We start from the raw sequence: 13,210 nt of genomic DNA, 5'->3' as shown, positions 1-13,210 counted from the left end.
CTTTTGTACAGAAAGGTCGTCTATAGGGACAAATAACTTTTATATAAAGGGATTATCCCTGGAAAAGTGAGGCGGGACTATCATGAAAAAAAATATGATTGCTACATTAACTGCGGGAGCTCTGCTCACGCTCTCTCTAAGTGCAGGACCAATGAACGCGGCGCCGGCCCAATTTACGGATATTCAAGGCGTGGCAGGAGCGGATAAAATCGAATCTCTTCATCAGGATGGATTCATCAAAGGCGTGAGCGACAGCTTGTTCAAGCCTGAACAGGAGTTGAATACCGCTCAGGGCATCCAATTGATTGCGGACGGACTGAATCTGAATCTGGACACCATTCGTTTTATCAAACAGCCGCTGCCAAGTGACCACTTCGCCAATGTAAAAGATGGCATATGGTACAGTGATGCATTTATCCGGGCTCAATATAATGGCATTCAGATGTCACAGGATATTGATCCGTCCAAAGCGCTCACTCGTGAACAGTACACCCTGTTCCTGATGCAAGGCATTGAAGCCAAAGGCGGTCTGCCGATGATTAATATCAAACCTGTAGACATTACCGACGAACAGGAACTTACGCCGGAGTATCAAGGTGCCGTTCAGCGCTCCCTGGTTCTCAAAATCAATGCACTGGATGCCGACGGCAACTTCAATCCCAAACAAACAATTACTCGTGCCGAAGCAGCCGTTATGATGTATAACGCAATCGAGTATCTGGAATCTTTCCATGCACCGCAAATCCCGGAAACACCTGAGAAGTAATAATACCTTGGTGGAAGCCGATCTATTAGAGCCCCAGTGAGCGGTCTTTTCATAAAACACCAATATGCCAAACAGCCGCACCTTCCCTCATCAGGAAAGTGCGGCCGTTTATATTATACCTATATCACTGATGCAATCATCAGATTTAACTTTCTAACTTAGAAAGAACCTTTAACAACAACCTCAGACAACGGTAAACGTCCTGACGGGCGAGCTGGCTGTGCAGCTTTACCTACAGTAATCAACAACGTTGGCACAAATCGTGCAGGAATGTTGAATGTTTCGATCAGTTTTTGTGGATTATATCCACCGATTGGACATGTATCGTAACCCAGGGAGCGTGCAGCAAGCATAATATTTTGGGAAGCAAAAGATGCATTGCGGATCGCTTCATCGCGAGCGATTTGTGGGCTTTGGTAAGCACCGTTGATCTGTCCAACCAATGCGTCTCGAACCTCAGCAGTCAGTGCGCCTGCTTCAACAGCTTGATCGTAGATTACCCTGTTACGGTTTGCTTCCAAATCTCCGAGAACAGCAATCGTAACGGAACTTTCCACGATCTGACTTTGACCATAAGCAACTGGCAGCAATTTAGCTTTGTCAGCTTCGGATTCAATCACCAGGAATCTCCAATGTTGCAGGTTCCATGAAGACGGTGCTTCCCCAGCTGCTGTCAAGATTGCGTTTAGATCAGCTTCAGGCAATTCAAAACCTTTTTCGTATTTTTTGACCGCATGACGTTCGCTAATAACGCGAAGTGTTTCATTTTTTTCAATGCCTGACATGTGTTCCACTCCCCAGACTCTATTTTGTTTGTTCTTCTTTTTTTACATTCGCAAGGCGATCTTGATACCAACTCTACCAAAGACTTGCCCTCCGAAAATAACATCAGCGCAGACGACCTCTCCTCATCTGTGTTCACGTTATGCCCGGAATCGCTTGAAACCATCCATGGATCTTTCACCGGAGCATACGCCCATCCCATAACCAGTCGATCACGAACCTGTCCAACATGCCTGACTAACCAAGGTCACATCAGAAAGGACCATTGGTTGTGGAATCCGTCAGGACTTCTCTTTGTCAGGCAATCCATCCAGCGACAAGTTACATGCTTTTCCATGACCTATACGCTGCTTCACATCCGCTATGGATATGCGATCAAAATAGGCGCTTAGTGCCTCTTCGCCTCCGTCGTAAATGTCCCCCATCACGTCCTGCATATTGGAAGATACCACGCACGATGAACCGGACTCCCCTGAACACCAGTTCGGACCAAGTGAACCGCCAGCAACGAGTCTGTACAGTTCTCCAAGCTTAATCTCTTCACTTGGACGGCTAAGCAAGTACCCGCCATGAGCACCTTCCTTCGTTGTAAGGTAACCATGCTTGCGCAGAACACTAAGTACCTTGCGGACTCTGGCCGGATGCGTACCCACACTCTGGGACAAGTCTTCACTATTGGCCATACACTCATCTCTCATGGAGAGAAAAACAAGACAATGCACCGCAATGGTAAATTCACTGTTCATAACTTACTCCCTTCCCGGCATACTACACCGATGAACTTCAACCCAAGGTAAGTATAACTGTCATTATATGAATAACAGTTATGTTTGTCAACTTTCGCTCAGGATGGAATCGCACGTGTTTTTTCCTGTTATACCAATACTTACAGCCCTCTACAAAATCAAGACAAGATGGCACCTCCTATCGGCATTCCAATCTAAAAAGAACAAAAAAGTGAGCCTTTCGCTACGCGAAGGGCTCCAATAAGATAGACATATGAAAGGGCTTACGTGATTATTATAATCGGTAATCTTCAATTTGAAAACGCTTTTTTTGTAAAGTGCATCATTATTTAAATTTTTTTTTATTCGAACCAAATATATCACAGGTATTGCTAAAACTAATGGCATTAGTTATTATACTAATATCATTAGTTTTAAGGAGGGTTTATCGATGCGCATTACCCGAGAATTTGATGTCATTCAAGTTACATTCCTTCCAAAGCTCTTCCCTGTGAACGTATATCTTGTTGAAGAGCAAGATGGATTAACCTTAATTGATGCCGGAATGCCCTTTAGTCTTAAGGGGATATTGGCAACTGCCCAGTCCCTTGGCAAACCCATCACCAGAATCATTCTAACTCACGCTCATAGCGACCATATCGGTGCACTGGACCTTCTCAAAGAGGCTCTCCCCCAAGCGGAAGTCTTCATCTCCAGACGGGATGCCCGGCTACTGGCGGGGGATCCTTCCCTGCTCCCAGGTGAGCCACAGACCCCGGTACGCGGCGGTGTACCCAAACCTCAAGCGGTTCGCACCCAGCCGGACCACTTGCTGGATGACGGCGACCGGATAGGTTCATTGGTTGCCGTTGCCTCACCAGGCCATACGCCGGGGCACATGGCCTTCATGGATACGCGCAGCCGCGTGCTCATCGCTGGCGACGCGTACCAGCTGCAAGGCGGCCTGGCTGTATCCGGCCGCGTGCGCCCGCTCTTCCCGTTCCCCGCGCTGGCGACGTGGAACCGCGAAGCGGCTCTGGCCAGCGCGAAGCGCCTGGCGGAGCTGGAACCGTCCGTGCTGGCTGTAGGCCACGGACGGATGCTGCGCCAGCCCGCGGCCGCCATGCGCGCGGCAGCTGCCGATGCACAGCAGCGGCTCGGCCTTGCCGGGGGGCAGCTGTGAGTCCCCGGCAAGGGCTGGATCGCGGCGCTCTGCTCAGCGCCGCCGCCCAGCTTGCTGACAGCGACGGCTTCCAGGCGCTGACACTCGCCGCTCTCGCCCAGCGGCTGGATGTGCGCTCGCCGTCGCTCTACAACCACATCAGCGGACTTCCCGGGCTTCGCCAGGAAATGGCGCTGATGTCCGTGCAGCAGCTCAGCCGCGCATTAACCGCAGCTATTGCTGACCGCACTGGCGATGATGCCATTCAGGCCATCGCTGCGGCATACATTGGCTTCGTCCGCGAGCACCCTGGACTGTACGAAGCCTCATTTCATGCCCCGGACCGCGAGGAGCCACAGCTCGCCGCGGCCAGCACAGCCACGCTGGAGTTGCTGCTGCACAGCTTGCAGCCCTACTCGCTAACCGAAGCGGAAGCATTGCATGCCGTTCGTGGTTTGCGCAGCCTCTGCCATGGGTTTGCCTCCATTGAGGCACAAGGCGGCTTCGGCATGGACTTTGATCCAGACGAAAGTCTGCGTCTGACTGTATCTGCATTCCTGCACGGACTCCGGCATCTTCACCAGGAATAGCAAGGCATATTGCATCACGAAAAAGGACTGCAGATCCACTGCAGTCCTTTTAATATTGCCACCCAGATGCTGTATCTTCTTCACATTCAAATCGATATGTGACATCTATTATCTGTTATTCGTCTTGCGTCTGTCGCCAGCCACTCACAAATTCGTGCTTCTCTAATATGTACATCTCCCGTCCCTTTCCATCGGAACGATTTCTCTACAACCACCCCTACGGCCATTGCTGCCTACCTTCCTCTACCTCCTGCAAAATATGCTTCATCACTGGCACGTACACCTTCCAGTAAAACATATCAGGAATCTCTTTCTGATCTGGCGTAAGCTTGGCCCGGATGACATCCCATCCTCGGATTCGGCGCCAGAAAGAGTAATGCTTCATCTCTCCGAAGGACCCTGCCATGTAATATGATCGATTATAGTCATCGGATCGGACAAGTGCAGCAACTTCCGCGGGTATCCCTGCATCCCCCAGCTTCTGCTTGCCTTTCTCCGTCAGATCCGTCTTATACCAGGCCAGTATGGAATTCTTCTCTTGCGGCACAATGATATCGAACCAGTCCGTGTAATGAATATCCTGCGTTATGCCGCTCCAATCTCTGCCTTCGGGTGTAAATGCAACCTGTATATTACCTGTCTTTACATCCGGACCTTTCTCCAGCACCACGACTCGTCCATCCACATGCGCCAGCAGAATGCCAGCCCCGTGATAAGACCATTTTTTCTTCTCTTGTTGCTCATAGTTCGTCCGAACCCACCGGGGTACTTCTCCCTTACTTTGCAGATTGGATACCGACTTTCCCTGCCATCCACTGCTGTCCACTCCCAAGATGGGATACAGTTGCTCTCTTGTCATCTTGGAAGCTGTATTTGCTAATGCACTGTATTCGGCGACAATCGTTACACCTTTATAGGCAGCCTCGCGAATTTTCTGCACATCATATATCGTTAATCCTTCATAGATTGCATCCTGTCTCCGTTCATTCTTCGGTGTAGACAGGCTACTCCGATTCGCCGTCAGATAGATCAGATCCGTGTCCGTCACCTCATCAGGCAGCAATCGCTTTATCTGAATAAGTCCATCCTGAATGTCATAGCCGTAATAATCCTCTTCATACGAGTAGTGTTCCCCTGTATGTTGTACGATCTTCTGTTGATTCAGAAGCCAGACCAATCCCTTGTGTCCTTGATAGGACAAGTCCGGTCTGCTCTTGTCAATAATCATGATATTCAGCGGAACCGGGGCCTGGGATTGCCACATAATCCAGGGGACAACCAGCACCACCGATACCACTGTAAAACAAGCCAACGTCCACATCGTGACTGGCCTGTAACTTCTTTTCATGAAGCACCTTCCTCCTTGCTCTGTTCCAAGGTAATGTCATGGATCGGTCGATAGATCAGCCCAATCCATTTCCGCTGTTCTTCTCTTCTTCCTTCCTCAACCCCATAGCCTGTAACATTCCATATATACGGGACAGGTTGTTCAGCGGCCTGAACCAGAACGTCTCCGAACAGGCATACACAAGCAGATGTGTAACCTCTCGGGACGTATGCGCCTTTCGTGAACTCCACGCTTCCAACATCACTGCCCCTGCAGACAGCAGGGAACCATAAAGTGTCAGCAGCAGAGCGAGAATGATGCACAGGTTCATATCTACCAACTGTAGCCCTAGGCCTGTAATGAACAGCAAGATCGCTCCTAGTTCCAGCACAGGTCCCAACAATTCGATAAAAATAAAATACGGGATGGACACCATCCCCATCCAGCCATAGGCCGGATTGAAGATCATGCCCCGTTGGGCCCATAAACTGCTCGCAAGCTGACTGTGCCAACTGATACGCTGTCTGCACAGTTGTCGCCATGTGCCGGGTACTTCTACCCTGCAGATTGGATCGGGTATGTATATCATACGCCCCCGGGCCCGAATCAGCTTCATATGTTTCTGTAACCGCATAACCAGTTCCATGTGAGCGGCCTGGTGATGGCGCTTGTAGCCGCCGACTTCCATCACCCGGTTCTTTTTGAATACCCCGAATACTTCGGACGTAAATAACAGCACATTAATATTGTAACGAACGAGTCCCACGCCGCTAATTAGAAAAGCACGCACATATTCAATGGTCTGCATCACATACAACGTTCTGCCCGTCCGTCCTGTACGATAGTCGGTAGAGTCGGCAGAATTCTTATGATTCGTATGGCTGGGAGCAATGAGATCTACTCGTCCACTGCAAGCAACGACTTCTTCTCCCGGGAGAGCATCCATAACGGGTTTCATGATCTTCACCAATGCATCCCGTTCCAGAATGGTATGGGGTCCAACGGAGGCGATATAAGGATACTGTGAGATATTCAGACCTACATTCAGCGAGTCCATTCGTCCTCCATACGCCTTGTCGATCACAATCAGACGATCATGCAGCCTGGATTGGTAGATACGTTGGATCTGACCTGTCTCCTGACCGAGTCCCGAATAATGAACTTTACTCTGAATGGGCATCAGATCATAGGTCTCCTTTAAACACCGCATTGTACCATCCTCTGATCCATCATTAATGATAATGACTTCATAGATTGCATATTGAATATCCAGCAGGCTGGCAATTCGATGTATAATCGTATCTTCGTTATTCCGCACCGGAACAAGCAGGGATACCGCCGGAGCCAGTTCTGTATCCAACATCTCATGATAGTGAAGCGGGTCCAGGTCTCTCCTGCGGATCAATGTCCGAGCTGCTGCAACCACCAGCACACTGCACATCGTAATTGCTAGCACAAGATAGATAAATATTCCCTCGTAACACGCCAAAACAAAACTCCGCAGCATCTCAATCCATCTCTCGTCCATACTGCATCCTTTCCAGCATTTCTTCCGCTATCTGCCTTGCATATTTATCCGGATGATGTGCAACCGCATCCCGAAGTTCCACATGCCCCTGTTCGTACCGAGCAAGGGAGCTCGCCGCTTCCTGCCTGATCTGAAAAGAAGGATCACCCATCATCACCTTCAGACGAGGAATAAAAGAATCCGCATGAACGCTGCCCATGAGCTGGGCCACTGTCAATCGTTCAGAGCGCTGCCGTTCCTCACCGTGTTCGTTCCATACCAGCAATAGCCCTCTCAGATGATCCTCATTCCCCCTGCCCACATGAGCCAGGGCCTGATATGAACGAGTACGCAGCTGCGAATCCTCTCCACGAATGAGTTTTTCCAGAAGAATAATAGCTCCATCCGTCTGGTCATCGCGAATACGAATGGCATGGATGATATTAGACTGGACCTGATAAGGTACATCCTTGAAATGATCCTTCAGACGGGCCCATGATGAATCGGTTAGCAACAACAGAATCTGCAGATACTGCGAGTCGGATAATACGTCCTGCTCACGCATCAATTCCTTAACAATTCTGAAATAACCGGTTCTGGCATATATGCGCAGAATGATGAATCGTTCAAGTGGCGTACAAGAGGTAACCCGCAGCATATCCTCTAATCTGGGCAGAAGCTCCATCATATGAAACTGTTCAATATATAACAAGGTATTAACCCGTTCACTCCACTTTCCCGTCTTCAGAACCGTTCGGTATGAACTTCCAAAGACTTGCCAAGATAACAAGCGAATCCGCAAAATCTCCAGTTCTTCCGCATCTTGCGCGAGCCGTTGCAACAATAACTGCTGTAACACCATCTGTTGATCTTTACTCATATTCAATAAGTCTACTTTAACTTCTCCTTGGCCCAAATACCGCTGTAGTACCGAATCTGCAGAAAGCATTTCCTGCATCCGTGCCGTTTTAACCTTTTCCCTGCGTCTACCACTATATTTCATCCATAAGATGTGCCCATAGATAACCAGCAAAAAAATGAGTACACTTGCACATATAAGGCTGACCACATGTACTAACCAATCCGTATTACCCGCAAGCCATCCTCTATGATGTGAACCGATGAGCTTAATGAATATCCACTTTTGTCCAATCATTGCACGATTTCCCCTTAATCGAATAAACGGCCTTACAACGGGCACAATAATACAAAATTTTCAAATACACCCTGGGAATACATATCGGGTATATGATACACTAAGCTTTCTATCGGCTTTCTGCGTTTGTGATATAATAGGAACTGAAAATTCCGGCAATTCGTACTGGTTTCCGGATCTCCGGATAACATATTATTCCAGAAAGAGGGAGTTCTACGTGGCTCAAATCAGTCCGTACTACCTGCAAATCGGGGCAACCGTAGGTATGCTTGTCATGGCCCTGCTTGCCATCTTCATCCGCATGAAAGCCAGTCACAGACCGGTGACCATTCGCAAAATCCTTATTCCTCCGCTCGGCATGAGCACAGGATTTCTCATGTTTGTTGTACCGGAGACACATGTTCCTTTACTCTGGGCATTTATTGCGTTGCTGGTGGGCTGGTTCTTGTTCTCGTATCCCCTCATTCGCAGTACACGGTTTGAACGAGTAGGTGAAGAGATTTTTGCCACGCGTTCCCGCAGCTTTGCTTTCATTCTGCTCGGATTGCTGGCTGTACGCCTGATCCTGCATGAAGTCATTCAGCGATATGTAAGCATTCCGCAAACAGGCGGATTATTCTTCCTGCTGGCCTTCGGCATGATTGTACGCTGGCGTGTATATATGTACAAACACTACAAAGAAGTGCTGGTGGCCGAACACTAGTCACATATACAGACCACGCACAGGTTCACAAAAAAAGACACATTCTGTTACACCATTGGTGTGCAGAACATGTCTTTTTTTGTTTTCAACCTGGTTGGAGATTGGAGATGTAGATCATTCGATATCTATTCAGGATCTGCAACTTTCACCAGCTGCTTGCCCAGGTTATCTCCTGAGAAGAGACCCATGAATGCTTCCGGTGTCTGTTCGAAACCGTCCACAATGTTCTCTTCGTACTGGATAAGACCTTCCTTAATCCATCTCGCCAACTTGGCGCGGCCTTCCTTGAAGGATTTGGTGTAATCACCCAGCAGGAAGCCTTTCATCAATGCCGTATTCGTTAACAGCAACGTCTGTGGACGCATGCCGATATCCGGCTTCTCCAGATTATAGGATGAGATCTGTCCGCATAACGGAATACGTGCATTCCGATTAATGTGGCGCAACACTGCATCTGAGATATCACCGCCAACGTTGTCAAAGTAGACGTCCACGCCATCCGGGCAAGCCCGTTCAATAGCCGCTGACATATCCTGCTCCTTCTTGTAGTTCAAGACCACGTCGAAGCCCAGCTTTTCTTTCAGATACGCACACTTCTCGTCAGAGCCTGCAATGCCAACCACGCGTGCTCCTACAATTTTACCAATCTGACCTGCAATCATGCCTACCGCTCCGGCTGCTCCCGATACAACTACCGTTTCGCCGTCCTTGGGTTTGCCGATGTCTTCCATACCAAAATAAGCCGTCAGACCCGTCAGGCCCAGCGCACCCAGGTAAGCCGTGATCGGTGCTTCTTCGGTATCAATCAGCGAAAGATCAGCCGTATTCACTGCAGCATATTGCTGCCAGCCCCACATGCCGGATACGAGATCTCCTTTGCGCAAATTCGGCTCCGAAGATTCCACAACCTGCCCAATGGTCCCCCCCTTAATCACTTCATTCAACGCGTATGGTGCAGCGTAAGATTTCGTATCTTTCATGCGGCCCCGCATGTACGGATCGACCGACAAATATAATGTACGTACCAGGACTTGCCCAGCTTCCGGTTCAGGAAGAGGTGCATCAATGAAGTTAAAATTCTCTCTGGTTGGGGCACCTTCGGGACGAGACGCAAGTACGATCTGTTTATTTACAGACACCAAAATTACCTCCTTGTTGCCAAGTGGACGCAAGGTTAACCCTTGTCAGCTGAAATCATTCACCACTGGCTCTGTGTTATCACTTCTTAATAGTTTAAACCGAAACAGGCGGATCACAAACGTGGGCCGCCTTGAAATATGCAAATATCGTCACATTGTAGCTGCTTTTAGCTATTATTGTGCTGTCAAAATCACAGGACCGTCTGCTGTAATCGCAATCGTATGTTCATACTGGGCAGACAGACTTCCATCCATAGTACGCGCAGTCCATCCATCCGAATCCAGCTTGCTGCGGTACGTACCGATATTCAGCATCGGTTCAATGGTAATCACCATGCCTTCCTTGAGACGTGGACCCCGATGTGGTGGACCATAGTGAGGGACTTGTGGTTCCTCATGCATCTTCTCCCCAATGCCGTGTCCAATAAACTCACGTACAACCGACAGACCTTCACCTTCTGCATACACCTGAATGGCATGGGAGATATCACCGATCCGGTTGCCAACCACAGCAAGTTCAATCCCTTTGTACAAGGAGGTTTTGGTCACTTCCAACAGATGTTGTGCTTCCGGAGTCACTTCACCTACAGCATAAGACCAAGCCGAATCGGCCAGCCAGCCATTCAGATTAACCACCATGTCGATTGTGACGATATCGCCGTCTTTCAGTGCGTATTTCCCCGGGAACCCGTGACAGATCACATCATTAACCGACGCACATGTCGCATATTGGTATCCGTTGTATCCCTTTTGTTCCGGCGTAGCGCCATTTTTCTTCATAAAAGCCTCTGCAAACTGGTCGATCTCCTGTGTCGTAATACCTGGACGAATCATTTTCGCAATTTCTCTATGGCACGCGGCGAGAATTTCTCCGGCTTTTCTCATATATTCAATCTGTTCTTTGGTCTTCAACGTAATCATTACAACTACTCCTTGTCCGTTAAGATCTTATCCTGTTCTCTATTGTAACGCGAAACGCTCAAAATAAAAAATTCCATGTAATCATCAACATCCTATTATACGTCTGGCTCCTGTCCAATGAATATAATTTTCCATAAAAAACTCGAAACCCCTTTATATCTGGCCGCGTATATGCTTAAAACAGTTGAAGTCGAAAGGGTGAAAGCTCATGTTCAAAAAGATTATTGGCAAACTTATTGATTCCAAATCTTCATCTCACCGCAAACGTTATAGCTCCTCAGACAGGCGCTCCTATAAACGTCACAGCAGTTCCTCAGGCAAGCGTTCCTACAAGCGCTATTCGTCTTCGGATGTGAAATATAGAGACAGCCGCAGTGGTTCTGGTTATTACAAAAACAGAAAGTATAGCTCCAGCTAGGCTGCTGTCACTACTGTTTTTAATAACTAATGATCGTTCCAGCTCAGTGGAAGCTACCATAAATAAAAATGGAATAAAGGGGTGTTCTGTCAGCCATAAGTACGGCTGGAGAACACCCCTTTTGATTGTTTCTTATTATGATCATACTTTCTGCAACACGTAGTCCATCTCTGCCAGTAACTCCGTCGCTCCACCTTTATAACTCGGGCGAAGTCCAAGGAGTCGCTCCAGCATGTGGTGTAACTCCGGCGTAAGATCAAGTTCCTCCTGCCAGCTGGCTGGTTCTCGGCCCTTCTCTGGCTCATAGGCGGAATACAGCATAAAGAGAAGAAAGTGTCCGATGTCCTGCAGATCATGATCCGGTGTAGCCGGTTCATCTTCAGGCTCAGGTACTTCTCGCATACGTCGCTTCAGCTCCGGCAACAACGGCTCCCCCAAGCGTCTTGCCAAGCCAAAGTCAATCAGATGCACCATCCCTTCCCGTAAAATCACATTAGGAATACGCACATCTCCATGAATATATCCCTGCTCATGCACATGAGCCACCGGAGCCAGCAGTTGACCGGCCAGTTCCAGACATTCCCGCTCCGTATATTGGAGACCTTGCTCAAATATGCATTCTTCCAATGTCTGTCCACGAACATACTCGGTAACGATATAACTTCGTCTCCCCGATGTGAACATATCCAACAGATCAGGGATCGCCGGATGGTACAGACGTTTCATCACGTCCGCCTCCCGCTCCAATAAGTGCGCAGAGAGTCTGCCTTTGCTGGGCTTGGACTCCTTCAACGCCACTTCCCTTCCGGTTCGGACGTCAGTACACAGATAGGTTAGCCCATAGCTCCCCATACCCAGCAATTCCTTTATTGTATAACGCTCAGCGATGGTCGTCCCTTCCCGCCGAGGACGGTCAGTCCATAACCCGAGCAATCTTTGCCAACTTCGTCGCAGCTCCACAGATCCTCCCATGCCAGCTTCCTGATCCACTCAGTCTGTTTCTATACCAAGCAATCCGTAGCCAGTCTTCATGTTGTATGGAGCTTATTATATCAGGGCATTGCTGTAAAATCACGAAGGGCAAAAACCTGTCGCTCAAGCTTCCTTGTGCTTCTTGGGCAGAAGTCCGAACAACATGCGAAGTGATACTCCTTTTGGTTTGCGTTTTCTCTCCTGAAAGCTGCGCAGGTTGGTCACAAGTTCGCGATCCCGCTCTTCCTCTAGCTTCTCATTCATCCATAAGTGCTGTTTTTCCATCTGTTCCTGAAGCGCCATATGTGTCTCTGCCAGATGCTGAAGTGTCAGCTCCAGTTCATCGACCCGCTGTTGCAGCAGCTGTACTCGATCATCCTGTTGTTGTTCCACAGCACCATAAGTCACCTCACTTACTAGTTGTCCCAGACCCTCATAGGATCTCAGATTACCTGTTAATTCAGGTTGTTCAGGGAATACTGCTGACATCGATGTTGCTGCACAAGACTCTGACATACTCTCGATACTCACCACGGGTACATCTACTACAGGTACATCTACTTCGGGCAGATTTGGAGCCAATACAGTCACTACTGCATCAGCGAGGGGCAGATTATGCTCTCTGAGTTCGGTCATCAGACGTTCAATGCACTCGATGTCATCGGATTTGAATAGTCTGGATTTGTTGGCGGACCGTTCAAACCGGTATCCTTGCTCTTCCAGTGCCGCCGCATATTTACGAAGAGTACTGGCACCTATGCCCAGGCTCTTGGCCGTTTCCGTCGTTGCTCCTGCTTCTTCAATCATCATTAATTCCCTCCCGGAATGAAGTCTTTTGAATAAGAACATTATGGCTTCAGCGTTCTTTTGGAACCGTCATCGGATCGGGGCAACCTGTCTCATGGATCAAGTATGCTTATCTTTTGCTTGTCCGTATGTATTCGTCAGCTTCTCGGCAGATCCCTTTGACGGTTTTGTTCTGTTTCTGCGGATTCCTAAGAACTTTTGTCAGGTATATGATTCGCACAAATAACCCTTGAT

General features: G+C 48.6%; 14 protein-coding genes. 5 read left to right on the top strand and 9 right to left on the bottom strand.

From position 1 onward, the window contains the following. The first annotated feature begins 82 nt into the window (after nucleotides 1-82). The gene (locus tag WFI24_RS21695) at nucleotides 83-766 is read left to right on the top strand and encodes an S-layer homology domain-containing protein (protein WP_336764140.1); all 684 of its coding nucleotides are present in this window, start codon (nucleotides 83-85) and stop codon (nucleotides 764-766) included. Nucleotides 767-924: 158 nt separating this feature from the next. Here the strand turns inward: WFI24_RS21695 and WFI24_RS21690 are convergent, their stop codons facing one another. After that, nucleotides 925-1,551 (bottom strand): nitroreductase family protein, encoded by a 627-nt coding sequence (locus tag WFI24_RS21690; protein ID WP_336764138.1) that lies wholly within the window; start codon nucleotides 1,549-1,551, stop codon nucleotides 925-927. 279 nt (nucleotides 1,552-1,830) lie between these two features. Continuing rightward, nucleotides 1,831-2,295 (bottom strand): RrF2 family transcriptional regulator, encoded by a 465-nt coding sequence (locus WFI24_RS21685; RefSeq protein ID WP_336764137.1) that lies wholly within the window; start codon nucleotides 2,293-2,295, stop codon nucleotides 1,831-1,833. Between the two features lie 430 nt (nucleotides 2,296-2,725). Between WFI24_RS21685 and WFI24_RS21680 the strand changes: the two genes are divergently transcribed. Both WFI24_RS21680 and WFI24_RS21675 read left to right on the top strand, forming a co-directional pair. Next, nucleotides 2,726-3,457 carry an MBL fold metallo-hydrolase gene (locus tag WFI24_RS21680; protein ID WP_336764135.1) on the top strand — a complete coding sequence of 244 codons (732 nt, stop codon included), beginning with the start codon at nucleotides 2,726-2,728 and terminating at the stop codon, nucleotides 3,455-3,457. Continuing rightward, complete coding sequence (locus WFI24_RS21675; protein ID WP_336764133.1) at nucleotides 3,454-4,026, top strand: TetR/AcrR family transcriptional regulator; 573 nt, start codon at nucleotides 3,454-3,456, stop codon at nucleotides 4,024-4,026. Before WFI24_RS21680 ends, WFI24_RS21675 begins: the two co-directional genes overlap by 4 nt. A 217-nt stretch (nucleotides 4,027-4,243) precedes the next feature. On the opposite strand, the gene WFI24_RS21670 is transcribed toward WFI24_RS21675, so the two are convergent. From WFI24_RS21670 to WFI24_RS21660, 3 genes are read right to left on the bottom strand one after another with little or no spacing between them, the layout of a single operon-like run. Continuing rightward, entirely contained in the window at nucleotides 4,244-5,374 is a 1,131-nt protein-coding gene (locus tag WFI24_RS21670; protein WP_336764131.1) for a hypothetical protein, read from the bottom strand. A 55-nt stretch (nucleotides 5,375-5,429) separates the two neighbouring features. Continuing rightward, nucleotides 5,430-6,881, bottom strand: coding sequence for a glycosyltransferase family 2 protein (locus WFI24_RS21665; protein WP_336764129.1), 1,452 nt, complete (start codon nucleotides 6,879-6,881; stop codon nucleotides 5,430-5,432). After that, nucleotides 6,862-8,016 carry a HEAT repeat domain-containing protein gene (locus tag WFI24_RS21660; protein WP_336764127.1) on the bottom strand — a complete coding sequence of 385 codons (1,155 nt, stop codon included), beginning with the start codon at nucleotides 8,014-8,016 and terminating at the stop codon, nucleotides 6,862-6,864. The genes WFI24_RS21665 and WFI24_RS21660 overlap by 20 nt, the downstream gene beginning before the upstream one ends. Before the next feature lie 217 nt (nucleotides 8,017-8,233). Here WFI24_RS21660 and WFI24_RS21655 point away from each other — a divergent pair, with 217 nt between their 5' ends. Next, nucleotides 8,234-8,719, top strand: a complete 486-nt coding sequence (locus WFI24_RS21655) for a CcdC family protein (RefSeq protein ID WP_264933607.1) — start codon at nucleotides 8,234-8,236, stop codon at nucleotides 8,717-8,719. A gap of 125 nt (nucleotides 8,720-8,844) precedes the next feature. Here WFI24_RS21655 and WFI24_RS21650 read toward each other — a convergent pair whose 3' ends face one another. Both WFI24_RS21650 and map read right to left on the bottom strand, forming a co-directional pair. Beyond that, nucleotides 8,845-9,858 carry an NADP-dependent oxidoreductase gene (locus tag WFI24_RS21650; protein WP_336764123.1) on the bottom strand — a complete coding sequence of 338 codons (1,014 nt, stop codon included), beginning with the start codon at nucleotides 9,856-9,858 and terminating at the stop codon, nucleotides 8,845-8,847. A gap of 174 nt (nucleotides 9,859-10,032) precedes the next feature. Continuing rightward, entirely contained in the window at nucleotides 10,033-10,779 is a 747-nt protein-coding gene (map, locus tag WFI24_RS21645; protein WP_336764121.1) for a type I methionyl aminopeptidase, read from the bottom strand. A 208-nt stretch (nucleotides 10,780-10,987) separates the two neighbouring features. Here map and WFI24_RS21640 point away from each other — a divergent pair, with 208 nt between their 5' ends. Next, nucleotides 10,988-11,197 (top strand): hypothetical protein, encoded by a 210-nt coding sequence (locus WFI24_RS21640; RefSeq protein ID WP_145325636.1) that lies wholly within the window; start codon nucleotides 10,988-10,990, stop codon nucleotides 11,195-11,197. 141 nt (nucleotides 11,198-11,338) lie between these two features. On the opposite strand, the gene WFI24_RS21635 is transcribed toward WFI24_RS21640, so the two are convergent. Then, nucleotides 11,339-12,169 carry a serine/threonine protein kinase gene (locus WFI24_RS21635; RefSeq protein WP_336764118.1) on the bottom strand — a complete coding sequence of 277 codons (831 nt, stop codon included), beginning with the start codon at nucleotides 12,167-12,169 and terminating at the stop codon, nucleotides 11,339-11,341. Nucleotides 12,170-12,292: 123 nt separating this feature from the next. After that, complete coding sequence (locus WFI24_RS21630; protein WP_336764116.1) at nucleotides 12,293-12,979, bottom strand: hypothetical protein; 687 nt, start codon at nucleotides 12,977-12,979, stop codon at nucleotides 12,293-12,295. Nucleotides 12,980-13,210 lie beyond the last annotated feature (231 nt).

It is taken from the genome of Paenibacillus sp. USHLN196 (assembly GCF_037144955.1).
In the GTDB taxonomy this organism is placed as follows: Bacteria; Bacillota; Bacilli; order Paenibacillales; family Paenibacillaceae; genus Paenibacillus; species Paenibacillus xylanexedens_C.
This window is presented reverse-complemented; position numbering and strand designations above follow the sequence as displayed.

Bases quoted from the DNA above. Each gene is read 5' to 3' on its own strand.
- WFI24_RS21670 (WP_336764131.1), bottom strand. From the start codon at position 5,374: ATGAAAAGAAGTTACAGGCCAGTCACGATGTGGACGTTGGCTTGTTTT.
- WFI24_RS21690 (WP_336764138.1), bottom strand. From the start codon at position 1,551: ATGTCAGGCATTGAAAAAAATGAAACACTTCGCGTTATTAGCGAACGT.
- WFI24_RS21660 (WP_336764127.1), bottom strand. From the start codon at position 8,016: ATGATTGGACAAAAGTGGATATTCATTAAGCTCATCGGTTCACATCAT.
- WFI24_RS21680 (WP_336764135.1), top strand. From the start codon at position 2,726: ATGCGCATTACCCGAGAATTTGATGTCATTCAAGTTACATTCCTTCCA.
- WFI24_RS21665 (WP_336764129.1), bottom strand. From the start codon at position 6,881: ATGGACGAGAGATGGATTGAGATGCTGCGGAGTTTTGTTTTGGCGTGT.
- WFI24_RS21635 (WP_336764118.1), bottom strand. From the start codon at position 12,169: ATGGGAGGATCTGTGGAGCTGCGACGAAGTTGGCAAAGATTGCTCGGG.
- WFI24_RS21630 (WP_336764116.1), bottom strand. From the start codon at position 12,979: ATGATGATTGAAGAAGCAGGAGCAACGACGGAAACGGCCAAGAGCCTG.
- map (WP_336764121.1), bottom strand. From the start codon at position 10,779: ATGATTACGTTGAAGACCAAAGAACAGATTGAATATATGAGAAAAGCC.
- WFI24_RS21695 (WP_336764140.1), top strand. From the start codon at position 83: ATGAAAAAAAATATGATTGCTACATTAACTGCGGGAGCTCTGCTCACG.
- WFI24_RS21685 (WP_336764137.1), bottom strand. From the start codon at position 2,295: ATGAACAGTGAATTTACCATTGCGGTGCATTGTCTTGTTTTTCTCTCC.
- WFI24_RS21640 (WP_145325636.1), top strand. From the start codon at position 10,988: ATGTTCAAAAAGATTATTGGCAAACTTATTGATTCCAAATCTTCATCT.